Annotated in this window: 21 protein-coding genes; 14 read left to right on the top strand and 7 right to left on the bottom strand. The window is 67.5% G+C overall.

From position 1 onward, the window contains the following. Positions 1-16 precede the first annotated feature (16 nt). Positions 17-1117, top strand: coding sequence for an extracellular solute-binding protein (locus AC1PQG_RS17375; RefSeq protein WP_481119070.1), 1101 nt, complete (start codon positions 17-19; stop codon positions 1115-1117). Next, positions 1114-2841, top strand: a complete 1728-nt coding sequence (locus AC1PQG_RS17370; RefSeq protein ID WP_481119069.1) for a diguanylate cyclase domain-containing protein — start codon at positions 1114-1116, stop codon at positions 2839-2841. The genes AC1PQG_RS17375 and AC1PQG_RS17370 overlap by 4 nt, the downstream gene beginning before the upstream one ends. 10 nt (positions 2842-2851) lie before the next feature. On the opposite strand, the gene AC1PQG_RS17365 is transcribed toward AC1PQG_RS17370, so the two are convergent. Next, the gene (locus AC1PQG_RS17365) at positions 2852-3748 is read right to left on the bottom strand and encodes a hypothetical protein (protein ID WP_481119068.1); all 897 of its coding nucleotides are present in this window, start codon (positions 3746-3748) and stop codon (positions 2852-2854) included. Positions 3749-3813: 65 nt separating this feature from the next. Then, complete coding sequence (nadC, locus tag AC1PQG_RS17360; RefSeq protein ID WP_481119067.1) at positions 3814-4662, bottom strand: carboxylating nicotinate-nucleotide diphosphorylase; 849 nt, start codon at positions 4660-4662, stop codon at positions 3814-3816. A gap of 55 nt (positions 4663-4717) precedes the next feature. On the opposite strand from nadC, the gene AC1PQG_RS17355 reads away from it, so the two are divergent. Then, on the top strand, positions 4718-6220 hold the full coding sequence (locus tag AC1PQG_RS17355) for an FMN-binding glutamate synthase family protein (RefSeq protein ID WP_481119066.1): 1503 nt from the start codon (positions 4718-4720) through the stop codon (positions 6218-6220). Positions 6221-6589: 369 nt separating this feature from the next. Then, positions 6590-7396 (top strand): EF-hand domain-containing protein, encoded by an 807-nt coding sequence (locus AC1PQG_RS17350; RefSeq protein ID WP_481119065.1) that lies wholly within the window; start codon positions 6590-6592, stop codon positions 7394-7396. A 118-nt stretch (positions 7397-7514) separates the two neighbouring features. On the opposite strand, the gene AC1PQG_RS17345 is transcribed toward AC1PQG_RS17350, so the two are convergent. The 3 genes from AC1PQG_RS17345 to miaA form a co-directional block, all read right to left on the bottom strand. After that, the gene (locus tag AC1PQG_RS17345; RefSeq protein ID WP_481119064.1) at positions 7515-8054 is read right to left on the bottom strand and encodes a cupin domain-containing protein; all 540 of its coding nucleotides are present in this window, start codon (positions 8052-8054) and stop codon (positions 7515-7517) included. 31 nt (positions 8055-8085) lie between these two features. After that, positions 8086-8475 (bottom strand): hypothetical protein, encoded by a 390-nt coding sequence (locus AC1PQG_RS17340; RefSeq protein WP_481119063.1) that lies wholly within the window; start codon positions 8473-8475, stop codon positions 8086-8088. 61 nt (positions 8476-8536) lie between these two features. Further along, on the bottom strand, positions 8537-9490 hold the full coding sequence (gene miaA, locus AC1PQG_RS17335) for a tRNA (adenosine(37)-N6)-dimethylallyltransferase MiaA (protein WP_481119062.1): 954 nt from the start codon (positions 9488-9490) through the stop codon (positions 8537-8539). A gap of 59 nt (positions 9491-9549) precedes the next feature. Between miaA and AC1PQG_RS17330 the strand changes: the two genes are divergently transcribed. From AC1PQG_RS17330 to AC1PQG_RS17295, 8 genes are all read left to right on the top strand, one after another. After that, positions 9550-10440 (top strand): TraB/GumN family protein, encoded by an 891-nt coding sequence (locus AC1PQG_RS17330; RefSeq protein WP_481119061.1) that lies wholly within the window; start codon positions 9550-9552, stop codon positions 10438-10440. Between the two features lie 11 nt (positions 10441-10451). Next, positions 10452-11159 carry an N-acetylmuramoyl-L-alanine amidase family protein gene (locus AC1PQG_RS17325; protein ID WP_481119060.1) on the top strand — a complete coding sequence of 236 codons (708 nt, stop codon included), beginning with the start codon at positions 10452-10454 and terminating at the stop codon, positions 11157-11159. A gap of 95 nt (positions 11160-11254) precedes the next feature. Beyond that, positions 11255-11998: an EI24 domain-containing protein gene (locus tag AC1PQG_RS17320; RefSeq protein ID WP_481119059.1), complete on the top strand. Its 744-nt coding sequence runs from the start codon at positions 11255-11257 to the stop codon at positions 11996-11998. Next, positions 11999-12772 carry a competence/damage-inducible protein A gene (locus AC1PQG_RS17315; protein WP_481119058.1) on the top strand — a complete coding sequence of 258 codons (774 nt, stop codon included), beginning with the start codon at positions 11999-12001 and terminating at the stop codon, positions 12770-12772. 9 nt (positions 12773-12781) lie between these two features. Beyond that, a complete protein-coding gene (locus AC1PQG_RS17310; protein WP_481119057.1) occupies positions 12782-13165 on the top strand; it encodes a hypothetical protein in 384 nt (127 codons plus the stop codon). Between the two features lie 72 nt (positions 13166-13237). Continuing rightward, complete coding sequence (locus tag AC1PQG_RS17305; protein WP_481119056.1) at positions 13238-13762, top strand: hypothetical protein; 525 nt, start codon at positions 13238-13240, stop codon at positions 13760-13762. Between the two features lie 317 nt (positions 13763-14079). After that, entirely contained in the window at positions 14080-15057 is a 978-nt protein-coding gene (locus AC1PQG_RS17300) for a TerC family protein (protein ID WP_481119055.1), read from the top strand. A gap of 148 nt (positions 15058-15205) precedes the next feature. Further along, the gene (locus AC1PQG_RS17295) at positions 15206-15709 is read left to right on the top strand and encodes a GNAT family N-acetyltransferase (protein ID WP_481119054.1); all 504 of its coding nucleotides are present in this window, start codon (positions 15206-15208) and stop codon (positions 15707-15709) included. A 15-nt stretch (positions 15710-15724) separates the two neighbouring features. Here AC1PQG_RS17295 and AC1PQG_RS17290 read toward each other — a convergent pair whose 3' ends face one another. After that, entirely contained in the window at positions 15725-16624 is a 900-nt protein-coding gene (locus tag AC1PQG_RS17290; RefSeq protein WP_481119053.1) for a DMT family transporter, read from the bottom strand. A 459-nt stretch (positions 16625-17083) separates the two neighbouring features. Between AC1PQG_RS17290 and nifJ the strand changes: the two genes are divergently transcribed. Together nifJ and AC1PQG_RS17280 are read left to right on the top strand one after the other, a co-directional pair. Further along, on the top strand, positions 17084-20656 hold the full coding sequence (gene nifJ, locus AC1PQG_RS17285; RefSeq protein ID WP_481119052.1) for a pyruvate:ferredoxin (flavodoxin) oxidoreductase: 3573 nt from the start codon (positions 17084-17086) through the stop codon (positions 20654-20656). A 15-nt stretch (positions 20657-20671) separates the two neighbouring features. Then, positions 20672-21685, top strand: coding sequence for a dihydroorotate dehydrogenase-like protein (locus AC1PQG_RS17280; RefSeq protein ID WP_481119051.1), 1014 nt, complete (start codon positions 20672-20674; stop codon positions 21683-21685). A gap of 178 nt (positions 21686-21863) precedes the next feature. Here AC1PQG_RS17280 and lpdA read toward each other — a convergent pair whose 3' ends face one another. Then, complete coding sequence (lpdA, locus tag AC1PQG_RS17275; RefSeq protein ID WP_481119050.1) at positions 21864-23645, bottom strand: dihydrolipoyl dehydrogenase; 1782 nt, start codon at positions 23643-23645, stop codon at positions 21864-21866. Positions 23646-23655: the final 10 nt, after the last annotated feature.

The following is a 23655-nucleotide window of genomic DNA, read 5'->3' as shown; positions in this document are numbered from 1 at the left end:
CACCGAGGCGCGGGGCGTGACGCGTATCATCCTTTGGATGAAGTTGCGTGGTGTATCCCTCCGTCTGGCGCCGCCCGTGAGGCTGGTGGTCTTCATCCTGTCCGGCGTTTTCGCTGCGGGCGCCCACGCGGCCGGCGTATTGCGCGTGCTCGCCTGGCCGGGCTATGCGGATGCGGAAGTGGTCCGCAGCTTCGAGCAGAAGAGCGGCGCGCGGGTCGAGCTGACGGTGATCGATACTGACGAGAGCCTGTGGCAGAAGGTCAGCGCCAACGGCGGGCGCGATTTCGACGTCATGGCCGTCAATACCGCCGAACTGCAACGCTACATCGCTGCCGATCTGGTCCAGCCGGTGGACCCGGCGCGGATCGCCGGCACGCGCCGCCAGTTGCCGCGTTTCCGCAAGCTGGCCGATATCCCGGGACTGGTCCATGTCCGCCAGGGCAGGGCTGAGGCCTACGCGATTCCCTACACGTATTCGACGATGGGGTTGATCTACGACCGCCGCCAGTTTGCCGAAGCTCCCGTGTCCATTGCGGCGCTGTGGGAGCCTCGCAACAAGGGCAAGGTGCTGGCCTACAGCGGTGGTGCCCACAGTTTCTCGCTGGCCGCCCAGGCGCTCGGCTTTCCATCGCCATTTCGTCTGCAGGGCGCGGAGTGGGCGCGGGCGGTGGACAAGCTGATCGAACTGCGCCGTAACGTGCTGGGCTTCTACAACCGTCCCGAGGAGTCGGTGCAGTTGTTCCTGCGCCATCGTGTCGCGCTGATGTTCGCCAACTACGGCTTGCAGCAGTTGCACATGCTGCGCGCCGCCGGCGCGGACGTGGGCTATGTGATTCCCCGCGAAGGTGCGCTGGCCTGGCTCGACTGCTGGGCTGTCACCCGCGGTGCCCGGGACGTCGATCTGGTCCACGCCTGGATCGATCACCTGCTCGGCGACACGGCCAGCGGCCTGCTGGCCCGTCGCCAGGGCCTGGCCAACACCCTGGTCGAGTCGGATGCGGGCACTTCGTCGGACCGCATCGTCTGGCTGGCGGCGGTCGAGGATGCGCCCCGGCGGGAAGCCTTGTGGGCGCGCATCCACTCGGGCGACCGGGCCACACGGGTGCTGGCGCCATGAAGGTGGGCATTGCGGTACGCCTGGGCCTTGCGCTGGCCCTCGTCGGAGTGCTGGCCGCCGGGCTGACCGGCTACTACGGCTACGCCGAGAGCCGCGCGATGCTGGTGGCCGCGGCGGAAGAGCGCCTGCTCACGTCGACGCGGGTGCTGGTACGCCAGCTGACGGTCGGCCTCGAGAACACCGCCCGTGACGTGTGCCTGATCGCCGAGCATCCCCAGGCCGCACGCCTGCTGCGGCGTGCCGACCCGGCTATGCAGATCAGCAGTGAGCGCAATGTGGCGCTGCTCTTCCAGCGTATGCTGGAAACTCACCCTGAATATTTTCAGATGCGCCTCATCGACGCTGCCGACCATGGCCTGGAAAGGATCCGTGTCGACCGGGACGTCAGCGGCGTGGTGCGTATCGAAGGGGATGAGCTGCAGGAAAAAGGGCATTACCCGTATGTCTTCGAGACGGTGAAGCTGCCGGCGGGAGCTGTGTATGTCTCGCGGGCGGAGATCAACCATGAAGTCGGCGCCCATGCGGGGCAGGGCAAGCCGTCAATACAGGTGGCTGCGCCGATCCGGGATCGGGCGGACGGGCCGGTCCTCGGCCTGGTGGTGATCAACGTGGATCTGAACGGACTGTTTGCCCAGTTGGCGGCCGACCTGCCGCCCGGTCTGCAGCTGTACCTGAGCAACGGGCGTGGCGATTTTTTGGTTCATCCCGACCCCGTCCAGGCGTTTGCCTTCGATCGTGGGCAGCGGGCCTCCGTGCAGGAGCAGTTTCCGGCGACCGAAGCTCTGCTGACAGGGCGGACAGAGCAGGCCGGGCAACTGGTGACCACGTCCCGGCCAGCGGGGCGGGAGGCCGTGGTGGCAGCTTTCGTGCGCCAGCATTTCACCAGCCTGCACAGCGAGGACGATTTCATCCTGGGCTTGTCCCAGCCGCTTGCTGTGGTGGTTGAACAGAGCGCCCGTCTGGGGGGCGCAACGCTGCGCATCGTCGTGGGTTTCAGTGCGCTTGCCGTGCTGCTGGCCTTCCTGCTGGCGCGGGCGCTGACCCGGCCGCTCCACCAGATTGTGCTGGCGGTGCGTGGCTATGCGCCCGGCCTGCCCAGTGGACGCCTGCCGAGCGCCAGGCAGGATGAGATCGGTGTGCTCGCGCGCAGCATTGAGGACATGCAGCAGCAGATCCGTGCCCAGTTCGATAGCCTGGAAGACAAGCAGCGGGCGTTGGACCGCCTGGCGAGCCATGACAGCCTGACGGGGTTGCCGAACCGGCGCCTGTTCCTCGACCGGCTCGACCAGGCCCTGGCCCATGCGCGCCGCAACGACGGGCATCTGGCGCTGTTGTTCATTGACCTGGACAACTTCAAGACTATCAACGACAGCCTTGGTCACGCGGCCGGGGATGCGGTGCTGTGCGCTGCTGCGGTGCGCCTGCAGCAACTGGTGCGGGCCAGCGATACGGTGGCCCGCCTGGGCGGTGACGAGTTCATCATGCTGCTCGACGGCGCCGACGATCCTGAAGCGATTGCGCACCTGGCCGAGAAAGCGCTGAGGGCGCTGGCTCAGCCCGTCATGCACAAGGGCCAGGCCTTGCAGTCCGGCGGCAGCATCGGTGTGTCCCGCTATCCCCATGATGCGACCGGTGCGACGGAGCTCATCGCCATGGCCGACAAGGCCATGTACCGGGCCAAGAGCGGCGGCCGCCAGCGGGCCTGCTTCGCGGAGGCGTCCTGAGCCGGGCCGCTCAGTGCAGGGTTTCGGGCTTGGCCAGCGGTTGCACGTCCACCCACACGTCGCTGCCGTCGTCGGTCTCGCGGATCTGCAGGCCGAAGCTGGCAAAGGCGGCCTGCAGGTCGCGGCGCAGCGGGATGTCGGCCAGCTCGCCGGGACCGATGGCGTGGCCGGCGGCCAGGTGCTGGGCGGTGGCGGCCCAGATCGGCGACAGGAAGGACTTGGACACCAGCTCGTGCATTTCGGCGCTGATGGCTGACAGCGGCTGGCCGAGGCCGTCCAGATAGCCCTGCACATGGGCGACGGCCTGCATCAGGTGGGCGATGCGGCCCATGCTCTTGGCGAACAGGCCGTCCAGGTCCTGGTCGGCGAAGTACAGTGTGATTTCCTCCTGCATGCCGTCCGGCAGGGCCTGCAGCAGCGCGGCCAGGTGGTTCAGCAGCAGGTCGGCGTCGGGCGGCACCGACCAGGCGCTGCGCCGGTTGATGCGGTATTCCTGCCACATGGCGCTGACGATGGGCGCCAGCGCTCTGGCCAGCGGGGTTTCGGCTACAGCTTCCAATGTGGCCTGGGCATCGTGCAGGCGCCAGCATTCCTTATGCAGGTGGTGGATCAGGCGTGCGATCTCGGCGCCGTCACCGGACAGGATCTGCCACAGCTTGCTGCCATCGAAGAGCAGGGCCAGCTTGCCCTCGTCGGCGACGATGCGCGACAGATGCTCGTCGGCGACCGGCGCGGCGCCGAAGTGCCGCTCGGCTGTGGGCAGGTCGTCGACGACGCGAATGCGTGACAGGCTGGACAGGTCGAGTTCCTCGTCCCGGTCCTGGATGCGTTCCAGCAGGGCTTCGATGACCTGGCGCAAGGTGTTCGCGTTGGCGGTGGAGACGGGACCGTCGAATTCGATGTTCATGGTCGGAGACACGATTCCTGAAATGAAAAGGCCCGGCATCCGACCGGGCCCGCATGGATTGCGGCTTATTCCTCGACGTGACGCAGGGACAGGTCGATGGCACGCACGTCCTTGGTCAGGCTGCCGATGGAGATGCGGTCCACGCCGGTTTCGGCGATGGCGCGCACGCGCTCCAGGTTGACGCCGCCAGAGGCTTCCAGTTCAGCGCGGCCCTTGTTGATGCCGACCGCGTCGCGCATCTCGTCGAGCGTCATGTTGTCGAGGAGAATCATCTTGGCGCCTGCGACGAGGGCTTCCTCGAGCTGGACCAGGTTCTCGACTTCGACTTCGATGAACACATTGGATGGGGCGATGGCGCGGGCCTGCTCGATCACCGCCTTGATGCTGCCGGCAGCGATGATGTGGTTTTCCTTGATCAGGATGCCGTCGTAGAGGCCGACGCGATGATTGGTGCCGCCGCCGACCTTGACCGCGTACTTCTGCGCCAGGCGCAGGCCGGGCAGGGTCTTGCGGGTGTCGACGATCTTGGCCTGGGTGCCGGCCACGGCCTGCACGAAGGTGGACGTGAGGGTCGCGGTGCCGGACAGCAGCTGAACGAAGTTCAGCGCGGTGCGCTCGGCGGTGAGCAGTGCGCGGGCGCTGGCATCCACTTCGCACAGCAGCTGGCCGGGCTTGATGCGCTCGCCATCGCGGGCATGCCAGATCACCGAGGCGTCGGGTTCCAGCGCAGTGAAGGCGGCGTCGAACCACGCGGTGCCGCACAGCACGGCATCTTCGCGGGTGATCACGCGGCCGCGGGCGGTGCGGTTGGTCGGGATAAGGCGGGCGGTGAGGTCGCCGGTGCCGATGTCTTCGGCCAGGGAGGCCGCCACGGAGCGCTGGACTTCAACGCGAAGCTGTTCTGCAAATTCCATCGGGGTTCACCTAAGATGTATCGGCCCGAATTCTAACACTTGGGGGGAGCGCGTCATGGGCACGATGATGGGGGTGCTGGAGGTCAGCCTAGGGGTGTTGATCGCCTTGATACTGGTGGGCGGTACGACCTACTGGTATGTGCAGGACATCACCCAGAAGAAGCATGCGATCCTGCGCAACTACCCGCTGGTCGGGCATCTGCGCTATTTCTTCGAGCAGCTCGGCGAATATTTCCGCCAGTACTTCTTCCTCGGTGATCGCGAGGAGATGCCTTTCAACCGGGCCACCCGCGGCTGGGTGTATCGCCTTGCCAAGGACGAGGGCGGGGTGATCGGTTTCGGTTCCACCTACGATATGCGCCACCCGGGCGCGCTGATCTTCGTGAATGCCGGCTTCCCGGTGCTGGAGGACGAGCAGGAGCCCACCGCGCCGTTGACCATCGGGGTGGGCTACGCGGCCAAGCCCTTCACCGCGCGCTCCATCGTCAACATCAGCGGTATGAGTTACGGCGCGCTGTCGAAGCCGGCGGTGCAGGCCCTGTCGCGGGGCGCGGCGGAGGCCGGCTGCTGGATCGACACCGGCGAGGGCGGATTGGCGCCGGCCCACCTGGAAGGCGGGGCGGACATCATCATGCAGATCGGCACCGCCAAGTACGGGGTGCGTGACGCGGACGGCCAGCTGTCCGACGAACGCCCGCGCGAGCTGGCTGCCCACGAGACGGTGCGGGCCTTCGAGATCAAGCTGTCCCAGGGCGCCAAGCCGGGCAAGGGCGGCGTTCTGCCGGCCGCCAAGGTGACGCCGGAGATCGCGGCGATCCGCGGCATTCCGGTGGGCGTGGACTCGATCAGCCCCAACCGTCACCGGGACGTGGCCAACGTCAATGAGCTGCTGGACATGGTCGTGCGCGTGCGGCAGGTGACCGGCAAGCCGACCGGCATCAAGACGGCCATCGGCGGGCGGCGCTTCATGCACGAGCTGTGCGAGGCCATCGTGCGGCGCGGGCTGCAGGACGCGCCGGACTTCATCACCGTGGACGGCGGCGAGGGCGGTTCGGGCGCCGCGCCGCAGGCGCTGGCCGACCACATGGCCTTGTCCATCGACGAGGCGTTGCCGCGGGTGGTGGATACGCTGATCGAGTTCGACCTGCGTGAGCGCGTCCGCGTGATTGCCTCCGGCAAGCTGGTCACCTCGGCGCGGGCCGCATGGGCGCTGGCCTGCGGGGCGGATTTCGTTAACACCGCACGGGGTTTCATGTTCTCGTTGGGTTGCGTGCAGGCCATGCGCTGCCACCAGAATACCTGTCCGACCGGCATCACGACGCACAACGCCAAGCTGCAGCGCGGGCTGGTTGTGGAGGAGAAGTACCTGCGGGTCGCTAACTACGCCCGCAACATGAACCGGGAGATCGACATGATCGCCCACGCCTGTGGCCTCCGGCAGGCCCGGGAATTCCGCCGCGAGCACGTGCGCCTGGTGCAGCCGGACGGCCGCAGCGAGGCCTTCAACATGCTTTATCCCTACCCGGAGCCGGGCTGCGAAGGGCGGGGCCATTACTGAAGTGCCCACCGGTTTGCCGGCCGGGTGGGCGACTTTTGCCGGTTGGCGGGGTTTTCCCCGAAATGGGTTCGCGGGCTGGCGGGACGTGCTGCCCTTCACGCAGCGGCTGGTGGATCCCGCCGGCAGTTTTTTCCGCTCTGCCGCGGCAGGCCTGTGTGCGGCTTCCGGTTCCGCTCCAAAGCTGCGAGAGGGGGCTGTTTTCGGGTGTTTGGCTTAACTCAACTTTACCCGTCTTAACTCCTCGCGCCGGTCAGGCAGGGGCATTCCGGCCGTTAAGTTGCTAGAGAGCAGAGCCTGGTCCGCAGTTGGCGGAGGTGGGCCCGGAAAGCGTCTCGGCTTTTCCCGGTTTCTTACGGAAAGGAATGCACCATGGTCAGCAGCGTAGGCAGTAACTACAGTGCCGTTTCGTCGTACGCGACGCGAACGCGCCCCGACCCGGCCGAGCTGGCGAGCAAGCTGTTCTCCAAACTCGACACCAAGGGCCAGGGCTACATCCAGGAAAGCGATCTGGAGTCGGCCTTCAATCAGGTCTATTCGTCCGCGTCGTCTTCATCCTCCAGCACGGCGACGGATTCGTCCTCATCCGCATCGAGCCAGGCTTCGTCGGATGCCACCCAGTTGTTTTCTGCGCTGGACAGCGACGGCAATGGACAGCTGACGGAAAGCGAGTTCTCGAGCGGTTTGCAGAAGCTCGCCGAGGCCCTCGACAGCCAGGCGTTCAGCAGCCGCATGCAAGGGGCGGGCGGCATGCCGCCGCCGCGTGGTCATCACGGGGATGGCGACGGTGACGATCAGAACGACACCGGCTTCACCAAGGACCAGCTCACCAGCCAGTTGCAGGACATCGGCTCGACCGACAGCAAGCGTGCCGGCGTGATCTCCGACATCGTCAACAACTTCGACAAGGCCGACACCGACGGCGACGGCAAGGTGACGCGGCAGGAGGCGATGGCGTACGAGCAGTCCCAGAGCACCACCTCGTCTGCCTCGGCGAGCGCGACGGCGACAGCAACGTCCTCCACCGATTCGGCGTCTGCAGTGGCGTCGAGCTCCGTGAGCACCCATCACGAGGGCAGGATGATGCACCGCCTCATGGAGTTGATGCGCACCTATGGCTCGAACAGCGGCACGTCGGACGGTACAAGCAGTGCCAGCAGCATCACGGTGTCCGCCTGAGGCTCCTTCCGATGAGGGGGGGCGTGGGGATTCCGTGTAAGGCGCACCTTGTGGGGGTGAAGGAATACACCTCCACAAGGGCCCGGGGGCTGCTGCCGCGGGCGAGCCTGGAGGAGATTCAGCGCACGTCGAAATTGGTCGCCGTCGGGGCGAAGCCGCTTTCCTGGTATTCCACGTCGCCGTCCCGCGCCCATACGTAATGGGGTTGATCGGCGGGCGCCAGGTAAACCGCGCCGGCCGGGATGGGCTGGACCCGTGTTTCGTCGAAGATAGTGCCGAAACCCACGTACAGGGTGCCGGACAGTACCGTCGTGATGCGGTCGTCCGGATGCACATGTACGCCGATGCGTCCGCCCTGGGCCAGGCGCAGGCGTAGCGCGTAGGGGCCGAGGGCTGTTTCGGTGCCGATCAGCCAGGCGGCCTGAAGGCCGGGCAGGTTGGGCGGTTCGACCCAGTTGGCCTGCGCCGGGATGATGGCCTGGGCCGTCGGGCCGGGCGGTTCCGCGGGGGCCGCCGGCATCACGGTCTCGCTGCCGGGGGCTTCGACTGGTGGGGGCTCATCGGGAGTGTCGGGTCCGCGCTCGGTATGGGCCGTGGTGCAGGTGAGGGCCACGGCAAGGGCCAGCACGGCATGCAAGGGCTGCAGGGTTCTACGCATCGGCGGAATCCACTCGTAAGGACGCCGCAGCTTACCAGCGGCTTATCGATCTGGTATCGAATTCGGTATCGCTGTCCGCCGTGGTCGGACGGTAGGCGACGAAGATCTGGTCTTCCGGGATCCCCGCATGGCGCGCGATGCCCGCGACGGCCGCGTTCAGCAGCGCGTCCGCGTGGACGGCGCCGATGCCGTCTTCCGTCACCCGCAGTTCAGCCAGCACCGGCTGGGCGTTGCCAGACATCAGCGCCATCGCCAGCCCGGCGACGGCCGGGTGCTGTTCGGCCAGGAAGGTCCAGCTCACGGAGACCTGCTCCGGCGCCAGCCCGGCGGCGTGGGCCAGATCGAGGCGGATCGCGTCGAGCAGCGGCCCGGTGTCCCGTGCGTCGGGGAAGGCCTGGGAACGGATATGCAGGAAGGGCATGGCGGGATTCCCGGCGGAGAGTCGATACCTGCGGCTCAGTATCCGGCCAAGTTGGCCGTGCTCACAAGGCCTGTTCGACGCGCGTGCAGACCTGCGTTGCCAAGTCGTCGGCGAGGCAGTCGATTTCCACCAGATCGCCCCAGTTTTCGCGGAAGTTGCGCTGCCAGGTGATCTGCCGCTTGGCGAGCTGGCGGGTGGCGAAGATGCCCTTGTCGCGCATGGTCGGCAGGTCGATGTAGCCGTCGAGGTATTCCAGCGCCTGGCGGTAGCCGACGCAGCGCATCGACGGCAGATTCGGGTCGAGCTGGTAGTGCTTGCGCAGCGCGACGACTTCATCGACGAAGCCGGCCAGCAGCATGGTGTCGAAGCGGCGCGCGATGCGGGCGTGCAGCACGGCCCGGTCGCTGGGGGTCAATGCGAGCGGGATGTAGCGGTGGCTGTCGGTCTGCTCTTCCCGGCGGGCGTAGCTGGCGGCCAGCGGCTGGCCGGTGAGGCGGACGATCTCCAGCGCGCGCTGGATGCGCTGCGCGTCGTTGGGTTCGAGGCGGGCGGCGGCATCCGGGTCCAGCCGGGCCAGTTCGGCGTGTAGTGCCGGCCAGCCGTCGCGGGCGGCGGCGTCCTCGATCTCCCGGCGCAGTTCGGCATCGGCCTCTGGCAGGTCCGACAGGCCTTCGCGCAGCGCCTTGTAATACAGCATGGTGCCGCCGACCAGCAGCGGGATGCGGCCGCGGGCGGTGATCTCGCCCATCAGGCGGCGCGCGTCTTCGCAGAAGCGGGCGGCGGAATAGGCTTCCTCGGGGCTGAGGATGTCGATCAGGTGGTGCGGGCAGACGGCCTGCTCGTCCCGGCTGGGTTTCGCGGTGCCGATGTCCATGTCGCGGTACACCAGTGCCGAGTCAACGCTGATGATTTCCACCGGCAGCCGCTGGGCGAGGGACAGCGCGCAGGCGGTCTTGCCGCTGGCGGTGGGGCCCATCAGCAGGATGGCGGGCGGGAGAGGCTGTGTTTGGGGCATGATGCGCCTTTTCTATGGACGCGCATTGTAGCGGGTGGGATGTGGGCGTGAGGATGGCGATGAGGTGGTGGAGGCAGGTCTGGCTGCTGCTGGGCCTGCTGGTGCTGGCGGGCAGCGCCGTGGCGAAGGGGCCGCTGTACCTGTGGGAGCTCAGCGACGATCAGGGCCGGCCGCGGGCCTGGCTGTACGGCACGATCCACGTCTGCGATGCGGGCTGCTTTCCGTTGCCGGGGCGGGTCCGGGCGGCGTTGGCGGAGGCGGACAGCCTCGGGCTGGAACTGGATCCGGAGGATCCGGCGCTGTCGCCGCGCTTGTTGCAGGCCAGCCTGCTGCCCGCCGGGCGGCGGCTCGACGACATGCTGTCCCCCGATCTACGCGTCCGCCTGGCCCGCGTGTTGACCCGCTATGGACTGCCTGCGGATGCCATGCAGCGCATGCAGCCCTGGATGGTCGGCACCTTGCTGACGCTGCAGTCGGCCCAGCGGGCCGGCCTGGGGACCAGCCAGGGTGTGGACCTGTGGCTGGCCCGCAGCGCGCGGGCCCGCGGCCAGTCCGTATGGGCGCTAGAGACCGTCGAGCGGCAGGTGTCGGCGATGGGAGCCGGCGGTGACGCCGCTCAGGTGGCCAGCCTGGGCGAGACGATCGGCCTGATCGAAAGGGACGAGGCGGAGCCTTATTTTCGCCGCCTGCTGACGGCCTGGCGGCGCGGCGACAGTGTGGCAGTGGACCGCATGCTGCGGGAGGAGGCCAGCGTCGAAGCCATGACGCCGATGCTCGCCGAGCTGCTCGACAGCCGTAACCGGGAGATGGCCGAGTCCATCGTGGCCCGCCTGCGCAGCGGCCGGCGGCCCTTCATTGCCGTCGGTGCCGGGCACTTCGGCGGGCCGAAGGGGCTGCTGGCGATGCTGGCTGAAAAGGGGTTCCGGGCCCGCCAGGTGAGCGACGAGTGAAGCGATGCGGCGTGACACTGTTGCTGGCCGCGCTGGCCGGCGCGGCACAGGCGGTGCCGGTAGCGGTGGATGTTGGCCATTACCTGGAGCGCCCGGGGGCGACCAGCGCCTACGGCGTTACCGAATTCGAGTACAACCAGTCCCTCGCCGCGGTGCTGGCGGCACGGCTGGCGGTGGACGGTGTGCCGGTGCGGCTGATCGGCTGGCGCGGCGAGATGGCCGAGCTGCGGGAGCGGCCGCGCCAGGCGGAGGCGGCCGGTGCGGGTTTCTTCCTGTCGGTCCATCATGATTCGGTGCAGGAGAGCCAGCTGGAAGCGTGGGAATGGAACGGGCGCGCACTGCGCCATGCGGACGGCTTCGCCGGCTTCTCGCTTTACGTGTCGCGCCTCAATCCGCGCCTGGACCAGAGCCTCGCCTGCGCCCGCCGTATCGGCGAGGCCCTGCGGGATGCCGGCCTGCCGGTCGCAACCCACCATGCCGCCCTGGCACCCGGCCTGGGGCTCGAATGGGCCGACGAGAAGCAGGGCGTGTATTACTACGACAATCTGGTGGTGCTGAAGGCGGCGACCGTGCCGGCGGTACTGCTGGAGGCAGGCGTCATCGTCAATCGCGATGAGGAGCGCCAGCTGGCCGGTGCCGCGCGGCGGGCTCTGACCGTGGATGCGGTGGCGCGCGGCCTGCGGGAGTGTGGCGTGACGGTGGGCGCCGCTAGACCATGATGTTGCGTTGCGGAACCCATCGACTGTTGCGGTGATCCATCAGAGTCGCCTCCGTGAGGCCCTGAGTTCACCATCGAGAGGATAGTCCCGAAAGCATGAAATCCGTCCTGTTGTCCTATTTCTCCGCGCTGCGCAGCCTCGGTAGGCCGGGTGTGCTGTGGCATCTGCTGTGGCCGACGCTCGCCGCGGCAGCCCTGTGGACCACCACGCTGGTCCTGAGTTGGGGCAGCATCGTGGCCATCGGCACCGACGTGATCACCCGCCTGCCGCTGGTCGGCCCCTGGCTGGCCGACTCGGAAACGGCGCTGCTGGTGGCCTTGTTCATGTTCAAGCTGGGCCTGGTGCTGCTCGCGCTGCCGATCATCTATGTGACGGCAGCCACGCTGGTGGCGGCAGTGGCCTTGCCGCTGATGACCGAAAAGGTGGCCGCCATCGACTACGCCGACGTGGCACGGCGTGCCGGCGGCAGCCAGATCGGCAGCGTGTGGAACGCGTTGACCTCGGTGTTGCAGTTCCTCGTGCTGCTGGTCCTCAGCCTGCCCCTGTGGCTGATCCCCGGCGTCGGGCTGCTGATCTCCCTGCTGCTGACCGCGTGGCTCAACCAGCGGGCCTTCCGCTACGATGCGCTGATGGCCCATGCCGACAAGTTCGAGATGAAGGACCTCCCGCGCCGTGAGGCCAGCGGCCTGTTCGGCGTCGGTCTGGTGGGGGCGGTGATGGCCCACGTGCCGGTCCTCAACCTGTTTGCGCCGGCCCTCGCGGGGCTGGCCTTCGTCCATTACCTGCTGTCGGCACTGCGCGTGGCCCGGCAGAACGAGAACATCATCGAGGTGCAGTAAATGACTCAAGCAGCCCAGCCGGCCTTCGGCGCCATCATCATCGGCGATGAAATCCTGTCCGGTCGCCGGGAGGACAAGCATCTGGCCAAGGTGCTGGAACTCCTCAAGGCCCGTGGCCTGCGCCTGGCTTCGGTGCGCTACGTCGGTGACGAGCGTCCGCGCCTGGTCCAGACCCTGAAGGAGAGCTTCGCCAGCGGCGACATCGTGTTCAGTTTCGGTGGCATCGGCGCCACGCCGGACGACCATACTCGCCAGGCGGCCGCCGAGGCGCTGGGCCTGCCGCTGGCCCTGCACCCGCAGGCCGAGGCCGAGATCCGCGCCCGCTTCGGCGACGAGACCACGCCGCAGCGCCTGCAGATGGGCGTCTATCCGCAAGGCAGTGACATCGTGCCGAATCCCTACAACCGGATTCCTGGCTTTTCGATCCGCAACCACTTCTTCGTGCCGGGCTTTCCGATCATGGCCTGGCCAATGGTCGAGTGGGTGCTCGACACGCGCTTCAAACACCTGCACCACCAGGCCGACTACGTGGAACGCTCGGTGATCGTGTGGGACGCGATGGAAGGCAAGCTCATCGACCTGATGGAGCGCATCACTGTCGACTTTCCCGATGCGACCCTGTTCAGCCTGCCCAGCGTCGGCGGGGAGGGCGGCCGGCGCCATATCGAACTGGGCATGAAGGGGCCGAGCGCCCGCGTGGACGAGGCGATGGCGCTGATCACCGCCGAGCTGGGGCGGCGTGGTTACAGCTGGGAGCCGCCGACAGCGGTTTGAGGTGAGCCGGTGAGTGCTCCGTCCCGCTACCGGGATTTTCCGGGCCGTCGCTGGCTGGGTGTGGCGCTGCGCGCGGCGCACCTCGCCGGCGTGGTAGGCGTCGGTGCCGGCCTGGTCGGCGGCGGCGTGGCGGATTCGCATTTCCCCGTGCTGCTGGTGCTGTCCGGTGTGTGCATGGCGGCGCTCGACGCGTGGTCCAACCCGCGCTGGCTGGCCGAGCCGGCGGGCTTGTCACTGCTCGTCAAGTTCGCGCTGCTCGGCTGGTTTCTCGTGGATGAGGCCAGGCGTCCGGCCTTGTTCTGGAGCGTGCTGGTTTTCTCGGTCATCTTCGCCCATGCGCCGGCGAGCTTCCGTCATCGAGGACGACGCCCGCGCCACCCTGAGCAGGTGTGACGTATGTCACGTAGTTGAAGCTTTCATACCGTATGCTCGGTGCCGATGTGGTTGCAGGCAGGGGTATGCGCAATGAATGAAGAGTGGATTCTGGAGAAGACGGCGGAGGGATTGGCGGAGATCGCCAACCGCAGCCGTCGGGTGCCGAACCGGCTGCGGACTGTGCTGATTCTGGTGGACGGTCGTAACAGCGTGGCTCAGCTCTGCGCCTCGGCGTCAGCGCTGGGCAACATTCGCGAGGCGCTGGCCGAACTGCGCGAGCTGGGGCTGATCGCACCGGCCGACGGAGGCTTGCCGCCAGCCAGCAGGGCTTCGGTGCCGCCGGCGGCGCGCCTGCAGGGGCCCCTCGCACGGCCGGAGCCCCAGCCAGGACGCCGCCGCTCCTTGGCGCTGGCGCGCCTGTACCTGCTCAACGCGATGGAGCAGAGCCTGCGCCAGGCCGACATGCCAGTGCGCGAACGCCTGCGCAACTGCACCACGCGGGCCGACCTGCTCGACGCCTTCGAGCTGTGCCGCCAGATCGCCGCCGAAGTGGGCGTCGCCCACATCGACACAATCGAGGCCCAGTTCCTCGGCATGCTGCCCGACGAGGGCTGAAGCCTGTCACCGGCCCTTGCGTTCCGCAGCGGCTGCTTCTATATTTCGAGTGTCCCAAAGGGGAGTAGCTCCACGTCGGTGGGCCGTCAAGACGGAGAATGCCGTGCGAACCCGCCGTGCCATGCACGGCGCCGCGGCTGATCTCCCGGCTACCGGGCAGTCGTTCGAGAATCAAGGGCGACTGTGAGCAAGACCTTTGCCGCGATGGCAAAGTGTCTTTCGGCAAAACCGGCTCCCCCGCCGGACCAAGCTCAATGGCCTTTCGTCATCGCCGGACGAAAGGCCTTTTTGTTTGGTTCCGTTTTGGGAGATTTCACATGGAAAGCATTGGTACCTGGTGGATGTGGGTGGGCTTCGCGGCCGTTGTGCTGGTGATGCTGGCCATCGACCTGGTGGTGGTCGGCGGCGGCAAGGAACACAAGGTGTCCCTGAAGGAAGCCGGCATTTGGTCGGTGGTGTGGGTCAGCGTCGCGCTGCTGTTTGCCGGCGCCCTGTGGTGGTATCTGGATGGCACGGCGGGGCGCGAGGTGGCCAACGCAAGGGCGCTGGAGTTCGTCACCGGCTACCTGATCGAGAAGGCGCTGGCCGTCGACAACGTGTTCGTGTGGCTGATGTTGTTCTCCTTCTTCGCGGTGCCGCCGGCGCTGCAGAAGCGGGTGCTGCTCTTCGGCGTGGCTGGCGCGATCGTGCTGCGCACCGTGATGATTTTCGCCGGTGCCTGGCTGATCACCCAGTTCAGTTGGCTGCTCTACGTGTTCGGAGCTTTCCTGCTGCTGACCGGCGTGAAGATGTTGGTCAGCGCCGAGCATGAGACCGACCTCAACCGGAATCCGGTGGTGCGCTGGCTGCGTGGCCACATGAAGATCAGCTCCGAGTTCCATGGGCAGTGCTTCTTCGTGCAGCGGGAGGAGGGTGGCCGCCTGGTCCGCTACGCGACGCCGCTGTTCCTGGCCTTGGTGCTGGTGGAGGCGTCCGACGTGATCTTCGCGGTGGATTCGATCCCGGCGATCTTTGCCATTACCACCGACCCCTTCATCGTGCTGACCTCCAACATTTTTGCGATCCTCGGCCTGCGTGCGATGTACTTCCTGCTCGCCGATTTCGCCCAGCGCTTTTCGCTGCTCAAGTTCGGCCTGGCGGCGGTGCTGGTCTTCATCGGCGGCAAGATGCTGCTGGCCGACCTTGTGCATGTGCCGGTGGGCATGTCCCTCGGCGTGGTCGCTGCGCTGATCGGCACCTCCGTGTGGCTGTCCCTGCGCAAGGAGCGCCTCGAAGCGCTGCAGGCCGAGCGGTGAGTGCCCCCAGGGCCGGGCTGTGCCCGGCCCGCCCCCCGTGGGGGAGAAGGAAACTTGGGGCGGCCCGGTGTTTCCTTGAGAGGGTGGACGCGGCCCGGCGGGACGGGCATCCTGCCGGGCTTGCCCGACTGCCTGGAGAACCTGCCGCGTGCGGATCCGCAACGAAACCCCGGCCGACGTGGCCGCCGTCCGCGAGGTGAACCTCGCCGCCTTCGACAGCCCCGCCGAGGCGGACCTGGTGGATGCCCTGCGCGGGCACACCTTCCCCTATGTGTCGCTGGTGGCCGACGACAAGGGGATCATCGCCGGCCACATCCTGCTCACGCCGGTCCATCTGCCCGGCCATCCGCGGGCGCGCCTGATGGCGCTGGCGCCGATGGCGGTACGACCGGACTACCAGCGCAGCGGCGTCGGCTCGGCATTGGTTATCGAGGGCTTGCACCAGGCTCGCGAGGCGGGCGCCGGTGCCGTCGTGGTGCTGGGCCATCCGGCTTATTACCCGCGCTTCGGCTTCGTGCCGGCATCCCGCCACGGCATCCGCTTTGCGCATGACGTGCCGGACGAGGCCTACCTGATCGTCCAGCTGCAGCCCGGCCATCTAGACGGGCTGTCCGGTACGGTCCAGTACCACGCCGCCTTCGACGCGGTCTGAGCCGTGCAGGTCCTTTCAGCCGCGGGCGCCACGTAGCCGCCCCAGGACGGGCCGCCAGGTGCTGCTCTCATGGACCACGAGACCGAGCAGGATCAGGCCTGTGCCGGCCATCACCTGCGTGCCGATCTCCTCGCGGTTGAGCAGATGCCCGAGCAGCAGCGCCATCACCGGTGTGATCAGCGTGATCAGCGCGACCTTCGAGGCCTCCAGGTGCTTGATCACGTAGTAGTACAGCGCGAAGCCGATCACCGAACCGAAGATGCCCAGGTAGCCGATGGCCGCCACCGTGCGCGAGGGCAGGGCGACAGGAAGTGCCGCTCCGTCGGCCAGCCACAGCAGTCCGAACAGCGGCAGGGACACTGCGAGGGAGCCGAAGGTGGTGGCCAGCGGCGGGCTGTCGTCGCCGATCCGCTTCAGCACGACCAGGCTCGCTGACGAGATGAACACCGCCACCAGCAGGGCGACCAGGCCGGCGGTGACGTTGGTGCCGCTGGTTGCACCGTTCGGCATGAAGATCAGCGCCAGCCCGCTGGCGCCGAGCAGCGTGCCGGCCAATCTCGTCGGTGTCAGGGAACGCTCTCCGAGCCAACAGGCGGCCAGCAGGCCGGCCATCAGCGGGGACAGTCCGAACATCACGGAGATCAGCCCCGAACTCACGTAGCGGGCGCCCCAGTAGGTCAGCGCCATGATGCCGAACAGGCCCAGCCCGCCGACTACGTAGGCCCGGCGCGCGCGGGCGTGCAGCGGTAGCCGGATTCGCCCGACGCCCAGGATCGCTGCGGCCACCAGTGCCCCGATCAGCATGCGGGCCAGCGCCGAGAAGGCGAAACCGGCGCCTTCGGTGCTCCAGCGGATGGCGAGCGGGGTGGTGGACCAGATCAGGATGATGGCGAGGTAGGCGAGGGAAACCGGCATGACGCACCTTTCGTGGCAGGGGGATAAATCCCGGAGGGACAAAGAAAAGGGCCGCGGTCTGATGATCCGCGGCCCCTGGTGATGTCGGCGAGTGCTGCTGCGAACTACCCCGATCCCGGCCCCGGACAAGCGGCAACGCGCCATGCGCGCAGGGCGCGACGGCGGATGCAAATGGTCGGGAAAGTCTTCGGGAAGTTCATGGGCCGATGATGCTGGCGATCTGCCGGGCGCGTCAAGCATGAATGCGCCTTGCATGTTCGGTTGCCGAACCCTGATGGTGTCCGGCCAAGGTGGGTGGCTGGCGGCAGCGCTGCTGCGCCGGGTCTGTCGAATCCTCCTTTGCGCCATGTCAAAGGGGCCGCCAGGCGGGCGGACTTATGATTCCTCCATTGCTGCGTCGCGTCTTGTGCCGGCCCGTTGTGGGCTGTCGGAGGGCGCCGCTTCCCGCAGGGAGTCGTCATGAGCACCTGTCTCAACCTCGACGGCAACGAAGCCGCCGCACGGATGGCCTATCTCGGCAGCGAGGTGATCGCCATCTACCCGATCACCCCGTCCTCCAGCATGGGCGAATGGGCCGACGAATGGGCGGCCCAGAGCAAGCCCAACCTGTGGGGCGTGGTGCCGAAGATCATCGAGATGCAGTCGGAAGGCGGCGCGGCAGGCGCGCTGCACGGGGCGCTGACCTCCGGTGCGCTGGCCACCAGCTTCACCGCCAGCCAGGGCCTGCTGCTGTTCATCCCCAATCTCTACAAGATGGCGGGCGAGCTGACGCCCTTCGTGCTGCACGTAGCGGCGCGGGCGGTGGCGACCCACGCGCTGTCGATCTTTGGCGACCACTCCGACGTGATGGCCTGCCGCGCCACCGGTTGCGCGCTGCTGGCCAGCAATTCGGTGCAGGAGGCCCAGGACATGGCGCTGATCGCCCAGGCGGCGACCCTCGCCGGGCGCATCCCGGTGATCCACTTCTTCGACGGCTTCCGCACCTCCCACGAGGTTGCCAAGATCGTCGCCGTCGAGCCGGACACGGTGCGGGCGATGATCGATGATGGCTTGGTAGCCGCCCACCGGGCCCGGGCGTTGTCGCCGGAGCATCCGGTGATCCGCGGCACGGCGCAGAACCCGGACGTGTTCTTCCAGTCCCGCGAGCGGGCCAATCCGTATTACGACGCCTTCCCCGGCCTCGTGCAGGACGCCATGGACCGTTTCGCCGGGCTGACCGGCCGGCGTTACAGCCTGTGCGACTACGTCGGCGCACCCGACGCCGAGCGGGTGGTGGTGGTGATGGGCTCGGCTGCGGAGACCGCCGAAGAAACCGTCGAACACCTGCTGGCCCGCGGCGAGAAGGTTGGATTGCTCAAGCTGCGCCTGTACCGGCCGTTTCCAGCGGCGGCATTGCTGGAAGCCTTGCCTGCCAGCGTGAAGGCCATCGCCGTGCTGGACCGCTGCAAGGAACCCGGTTCTGACGGCGAACCTCTGTTCAAGGACGTGATGACCGCCTGCGCGGAAGCCGCGGCCGACGGCCTGCGCCCGATGCCGCGGGTGATCGGCGGGCGCTACGGGCTGGCCAGCAAGGAGTTCACGCCGGGCATGGCCAAGGCGGTGTTCGACGAGCTCGCCGCGGCAGCGCCGAAGCGCCGCTTCACCGTCGGCATCGTGGACGACCTCACGCACCTGTCGCTGCCGTGGGACACGGATTTCCGCACCGATGCGTCGCGGCGCCTGCAGCATGCGGTGTTCTGGGGCCTGGGTGCGGACGGCACGGTGTCGGCCAACAAGAACTCGATCAAGATCGTCGGCGAGGCCACCGAACTGCAGGCTCAGGGCTATTTCGTCTACGACTCCAAGAAGTCCGGCGCGGTGACCGTGTCCCACCTGCGCTTCGGGCCGGCGGCGATCCGCTCCAGCTATCTGGTGGAGGCGGGCATGGCGGGCTTCGTGGCCTGTCACCAGACGGTTTTCGTGGAGCGTTACGACCTGCTCGCCCATGCGGCGCCGGGTGGCGTCTTCCTGCTCAACACGCCGGAGCCGGCGGACGCGGTGTGGTCTAGCCTGCCGGCGGCGATGCGTGCCGGCATTCTTGCCCGCGGCCTGCGCCTATGGGTGATCGACGCCTACCGGGTGGCCCAGGAGGCCGGGATGGGGCGGCGCATCAACACCATCATGCAGACCTGCTTCTTCGCCATTGCCGGCATCCTGCCGCGGCAGGATGCCATTGCGGCGATCAAGAAGGCGGTGGACAAGACTTATGGCCGCAAGAGCCGGCGCCTGGCCGATCTCAACCACAAGGCCATCGACGTGACCCTCGCCAACCTGCGCGAGGTGCCCTTCGCAGGTTTGACGGGCGATGGCGACACAAGCCAGCCGGTGGCTGCCGATGCGCTGCCCGACTTCGTGCGCGACATCACGCTGCCGATCTACCGTGGCGAGGGCAACGGCCTGCCGGTGTCGGCGATGCCGGCGGATGGCACTTTCCCGAGCGGCACCGCGCGCTTCGAGAAGCGCAACATCGCGCTGAAGATCCCGGTGTGGGAGGCGGACCTGTGTACCCAGTGCGGCAAGTGCGTGTTCGTTTGCCCCCACGCGGCGATCCGTGCGCGGGCCTTCCCGGCCGAGGCGGCCGTCGATGCGCCGCCGACGTTCAAGCACGTGCCGGCCAAGAGCAAGGATTTTCCGGCCGGTACCCACATCAGCTACCAGGTGGCGCCGGAGGACTGCACGGGCTGTGGCGATTGCGTCGAGGCCTGCCCGATCCACGACAAGTCCAACGTCAGCCGGCTGGCGGTGAACATGGCTCCGCAGGCGCCGCTGCGCGAACAGGAGCGGGCCAACTTCGACTTCTTTCTGAAGTTGCCGGAATTCGACCGCAGCCAGCTCAAGCAAGGCACCATCCCCGGTGCGATGCTGCTCGATCCGCTGTTTGAGTTCTCCGGGGCGTGTGCGGGTTGCGGCGAAACGCCCTATATCCGTCTTGCCACCCAGCTGTTCGGCGACCGCATGCTGGTGGCCAACGCCACCGGCTGCTCGTCGATCTACGGCGCCAACCTGCCGACCACGCCTTACACCGTGAATGGCGCCGGGCGTGGGCCGGCGTGGTCCAACTCCCTGTTCGAGGACAACGCCGAGTTCGGCCTTGGCATGCGCCTGGCGTCGGACCAACTGATGGGCTACGCGCAGAGCCTGGTGAAGGCGCTGGCGTCCGTCATCGGTGGCGACCTGGCGGAGGCGCTGGTGTCCGCCGACCAGCGCCAGGAAGCAGGTCTGCGCGCCCAGCGCGTGCGGGTTGCCCAGTTGCGCCAGGTGCTGGCGGGCAGCGCCCACCCCCGTGCGAAGGAGCTGGCCTCCCTCGCCGAATGGCTGATCCGCCGCTCGGTGTGGATCATCGGCGGTGACGGCTGGGCCTACGACATCGGCTACGGCGGCCTCGACCACGTGCTGGCGCTGAGTTACGACGTGAACGTGCTGGTCCTCGATACCGAGGTCTATTCCAACACCGGTGGCCAGACCTCCAAGGCGACGCCGATCGGCGCGGTGGCCAAGTTCTCGGCCGGCGGCAAACCCACCGCCAAGAAGGACCTGGCCCGGCTGGCTTCGGACTACGGGCACGTGTATGTGGCGACGGTGGCTTACGGCGCGAAGGACGTGCACACCCTGAGGGCCTTCCACGAGGCCGAGTCCTATGCCGGCCCGTCGCTGATCGTCGCCTACAGCCCGTGCATCGCCCATGGTGTGGACATGCTCTACAACCAGCACCAGCAGGACATGGCGGTGAAGTCCGGCCACTGGCCGCTGTTCCGCTACGACCCGCGACTGGAGGAGGCAGGCGCCAACCCCTTCAAGCTCGACTCGGCACCGCCAAGCCAGCCGATCAAGGCCTTCATGGACAGCGAAACCCGCTTCGCGATGCTCGCCCGCAGCCATCCGGAAGCGGCCGAGCGCCTGCTCGCCGAAGCCCAGAAGGAAGCCGACCGGCGCTTCAAGGCCTACCAGGAACTGGCCCAGGGCCATGCCGAGGCTCCCAAGGCGGGCACCTGAAGACGGAGACTTGTGATGATCGACCTGACTACCGAATACCTTGGCCTCAAGCTGAAGAACCCGCTGGTGCCGTCGGCGTCGCCGCTGTCGAAGCAACTCGACTCCCTGCTGCGCCTGGAGGATGCCGGTGCTGCGGCGGTGGTGCTGCATTCGCTCTACGAGGAAGAGATCCTCGCCGAGGATGCGATGACCGACCGTTTCCTGCTGCACGCGGATTTCCACGACGGCGAGTCGTCCGGCTTCCTGCCCGATCACGGTCAATTCCAGGGCGCACTGGAGCGTTACCTGGAGCATCTGAGATTGGTCAAGCTGCGGCTCTCCATCCCCGTCGTCGCCAGCCTCAACGGGGTGACGCCCTCCGGCTGGGTGGATCTCGGCCTGGCCTTGCAGGAGGCCGGCGCCGATGCGCTGGAGCTCAATGTCTATCATGTGGCGGCTGATCCGGCTGAAAGCGGCGATGCGGTCGAGGCTCGCTACCTGGCTTTGCTGGCGGAGCTGCGCAGCGTGGTGAAGCTTCCGGTGGTGATGAAGCTGCCTCCCTTCTTCTCGTCGCTACCGCATTTCGTGCGGCGGCTGGAACTGGTTGGGGCGAGCGGCGTGGCGCTGTTCAACCGCTTCTTCCAGCCGGACATCGACCTGGACAGCCTGCGCATGGTGGATCAACTACACCTGTCCAACCGTGAGGAGGCGTTGCTGCGCATCCGCTGGATCGCCATCCTGAGGGCCCAGACGCAGATGACGCTGGCCGCTACCGGTGGCGTGCACAGCGCCGACGAGGCCCTCAAGCTGCTCCTGGCCGGCGCCGACGTGGTGCATCTGGCGTCCTGCCTGCTCAACCATGGCCCCGAGCGCCTGCGCCAGATCCTGCAGGATATCGAGGCCTGGATGGTCGAGCGGGAGTACCACTCCATCGCACAACTGAAGGGCAGCATGTGCCAGTCCAACCTGCGCGATCCGGACGCGGTGGCCCGGCGTAGCTACATCAAGGTGCTGGACAGCTTCACGCCGCGTGGGGGCGTGTGGCGTTGAGCGGTGTTGCGGCTACGGCGAGGGCTTGGGTGCCGGGGGCGTAGCTCTGCTCGGGAGCGCGATGCCGGGCTGGTGCGGCATCCGTCGCCGATTTCGGTCGGCGGGTAGAACGGGCAAAAAAATGGCGGCCCAAGGGCCGCCAAAACAACGCTGCAACAGGGATCGGAACGTTGGCGTTTTACTTCTTGCGGGCAGGCGGCACGTCGGTGCAGCTGCCGTGGGCGACTTCCGCGGCCATGCCGACGGTTTCGCCAAGGGTCGGGTGCGGGTGGATGGTCTTGCCGATGTCGACCGCGTCGGCGCCCATCTCGATGGCCAGGCACACTTCGCCGATCATGTCGCCGGCCGACGGGCCGACGATGGTGCCGCCGATGACCCGGTGGGTCTCAGCGTCGAAGATCAGCTTGGTGAAGCCGTAGTCGGCACCGTTGGCGATCGCGCGGCCGCTGGCGGCCCACGGGAACTTGGCGGTTTCGACCTTCTTGCCTTCGGCCTTGGCCTGGGCTTCGGTGTAGCCGACCCATGCCACTTCCGGATGGGTGTAGGCCACGCCCGGGATCACGGTGGCGTCGAAGGCGGCCTTGTGGCCGGCAGCAACTTCCGCCGCCACGTGGGCTTCATGCACGGCCTTGTGGGCAAGCATGGGCTGGCCGACGACGTCGCCGATGGCGAAGATGTTCGGCACGTTGGTACGCATCTGCGCATCCACCGGGATGAAGCCGCGATCGGTGACGATCACACCGGCCTTCTCGGCGCTGATCTTCTTGCCGTTGGGCGCACGACCGGCGGACTGCAGGATCATGTCGTACTTGACCGGTTCCGGAGATACGCCTTCGCCCTCGAAGGTCACGTAGAGGCCGTCTTCCTTGGCATCCACGGCGACCGTCTTGGTCTTCAGCATGATTTTGTCGAAGCGGCTGGCGTTCTGCTTCTCCCACACCTTGACGGCGTCGCGGTCCGGGCCCTGCATCAGGCCGTCCATCATTTCCACCACATCGACGCGGGCGCCGAGGGTCGAATAGACGGTAGCCATTTCCAGGCCGATGATGCCGCCGCCGATGACCAGCATCTTCTTCGGCACGAAGCGCAGTTCCAGCGCGCCGGTGGAGTCGACGATGCGCGGGTCGCGGGGGATGAAGGGCAGGTGCACCGCGGCGGAGCCGGCGGCGATGATGCACTGCTTGAACTTCACGACCTTCTTGGCGCCGGTCTTGTCCTGGGCGTCGCCGGTGGTTTCCTCGACTTCGATGTGGTTCGGGTCGAGGAAGCTGCCGTAGCCGCGGATGATGTCCACCTTGCGGCCCTTGGCCATGCCGGCCAGGCCGCCGGTGAGCTTGCCGACGACCTTGTCCTTGTGGGCGCGCAGGGCATCCACATCGACGGAGGGCTTGGCGAAGCTGATGCCGGCGGTGCTCACGTGCTCGGCTTCATCGATCACCGCCGCCACGTGCAGCAGGGCCTTGGAGGGGATGCAGCCGACGTTCAGGCACACGCCGCCGAGGGTGGCGTAGCGCTCGATGATGGCGGTCTTGAGGCCCAGATCGGCGGCGCGGAAGGCGGCCGAGTAGCCGCCGGGACCGGCGCCGAGGACGACCATGTCGTACTCGACATCGGCTGCGCCGGCGTGGCTGGCGGCAGCCGGAGCGGCCACCGCGGGGGCGGCAGGCGCAGCGGCCGGAGCCGGTGCAGCGGCGGCTGCAGGAGCCGGGCTGGCGCCGGCGCCGTCGGCTTCGACGACGATCAGCACCTTGCCTTCGCCGACCCGGTCACCCAGGGCGACGCGGACTTCCTTGATCACGCCGGCGGCGGAGGACGGCACGTCCATCGTGGCCTTGTCGGATTCGAGCGTGGCGATGGCGTCGTCCACCTTGATGGTGTCGCCGACCTTCACGAACAGCTCGATGACCGGGACGTCGGAGAAATCGCCGATGTCCGGAACCTTGACTTCTACGAGGCTCATGGCGATCTCC

It is taken from the genome of Zoogloea sp. GDB6, assembly GCF_056724105.1.
Note: the sequence above shows the minus strand (reverse complement) of the source record. Positions and strands in the feature narration are given on the sequence as shown.

Bases quoted from the DNA above. Each gene is read 5' to 3' on its own strand.
- AC1PQG_RS17305 (WP_481119056.1), top strand. From the start codon at position 13,238: ATGAATGAAGAGTGGATTCTGGAGAAGACGGCGGAGGGATTGGCGGAG.
- AC1PQG_RS17290 (WP_481119053.1), bottom strand. From the start codon at position 16,624: ATGCCGGTTTCCCTCGCCTACCTCGCCATCATCCTGATCTGGTCCACC.
- AC1PQG_RS17340 (WP_481119063.1), bottom strand. From the start codon at position 8,475: ATGCCCTTCCTGCATATCCGTTCCCAGGCCTTCCCCGACGCACGGGAC.
- AC1PQG_RS17315 (WP_481119058.1), top strand. From the start codon at position 11,999: ATGACTCAAGCAGCCCAGCCGGCCTTCGGCGCCATCATCATCGGCGAT.
- AC1PQG_RS17355 (WP_481119066.1), top strand. From the start codon at position 4,718: ATGGGCACGATGATGGGGGTGCTGGAGGTCAGCCTAGGGGTGTTGATC.
- AC1PQG_RS17350 (WP_481119065.1), top strand. From the start codon at position 6,590: ATGGTCAGCAGCGTAGGCAGTAACTACAGTGCCGTTTCGTCGTACGCG.
- AC1PQG_RS17330 (WP_481119061.1), top strand. From the start codon at position 9,550: ATGAGGTGGTGGAGGCAGGTCTGGCTGCTGCTGGGCCTGCTGGTGCTG.
- AC1PQG_RS17280 (WP_481119051.1), top strand. From the start codon at position 20,672: ATGATCGACCTGACTACCGAATACCTTGGCCTCAAGCTGAAGAACCCG.
- miaA (WP_481119062.1), bottom strand. From the start codon at position 9,490: ATGCCCCAAACACAGCCTCTCCCGCCCGCCATCCTGCTGATGGGCCCC.
- lpdA (WP_481119050.1), bottom strand. From the start codon at position 23,645: ATGAGCCTCGTAGAAGTCAAGGTTCCGGACATCGGCGATTTCTCCGAC.
- AC1PQG_RS17300 (WP_481119055.1), top strand. From the start codon at position 14,080: ATGGAAAGCATTGGTACCTGGTGGATGTGGGTGGGCTTCGCGGCCGTT.
- AC1PQG_RS17320 (WP_481119059.1), top strand. From the start codon at position 11,255: ATGAAATCCGTCCTGTTGTCCTATTTCTCCGCGCTGCGCAGCCTCGGT.
- nadC (WP_481119067.1), bottom strand. From the start codon at position 4,662: ATGGAATTTGCAGAACAGCTTCGCGTTGAAGTCCAGCGCTCCGTGGCG.
- nifJ (WP_481119052.1), top strand. From the start codon at position 17,084: ATGAGCACCTGTCTCAACCTCGACGGCAACGAAGCCGCCGCACGGATG.
- AC1PQG_RS17365 (WP_481119068.1), bottom strand. From the start codon at position 3,748: ATGAACATCGAATTCGACGGTCCCGTCTCCACCGCCAACGCGAACACC.
- AC1PQG_RS17345 (WP_481119064.1), bottom strand. From the start codon at position 8,054: ATGCGTAGAACCCTGCAGCCCTTGCATGCCGTGCTGGCCCTTGCCGTG.
- AC1PQG_RS17370 (WP_481119069.1), top strand. From the start codon at position 1,114: ATGAAGGTGGGCATTGCGGTACGCCTGGGCCTTGCGCTGGCCCTCGTC.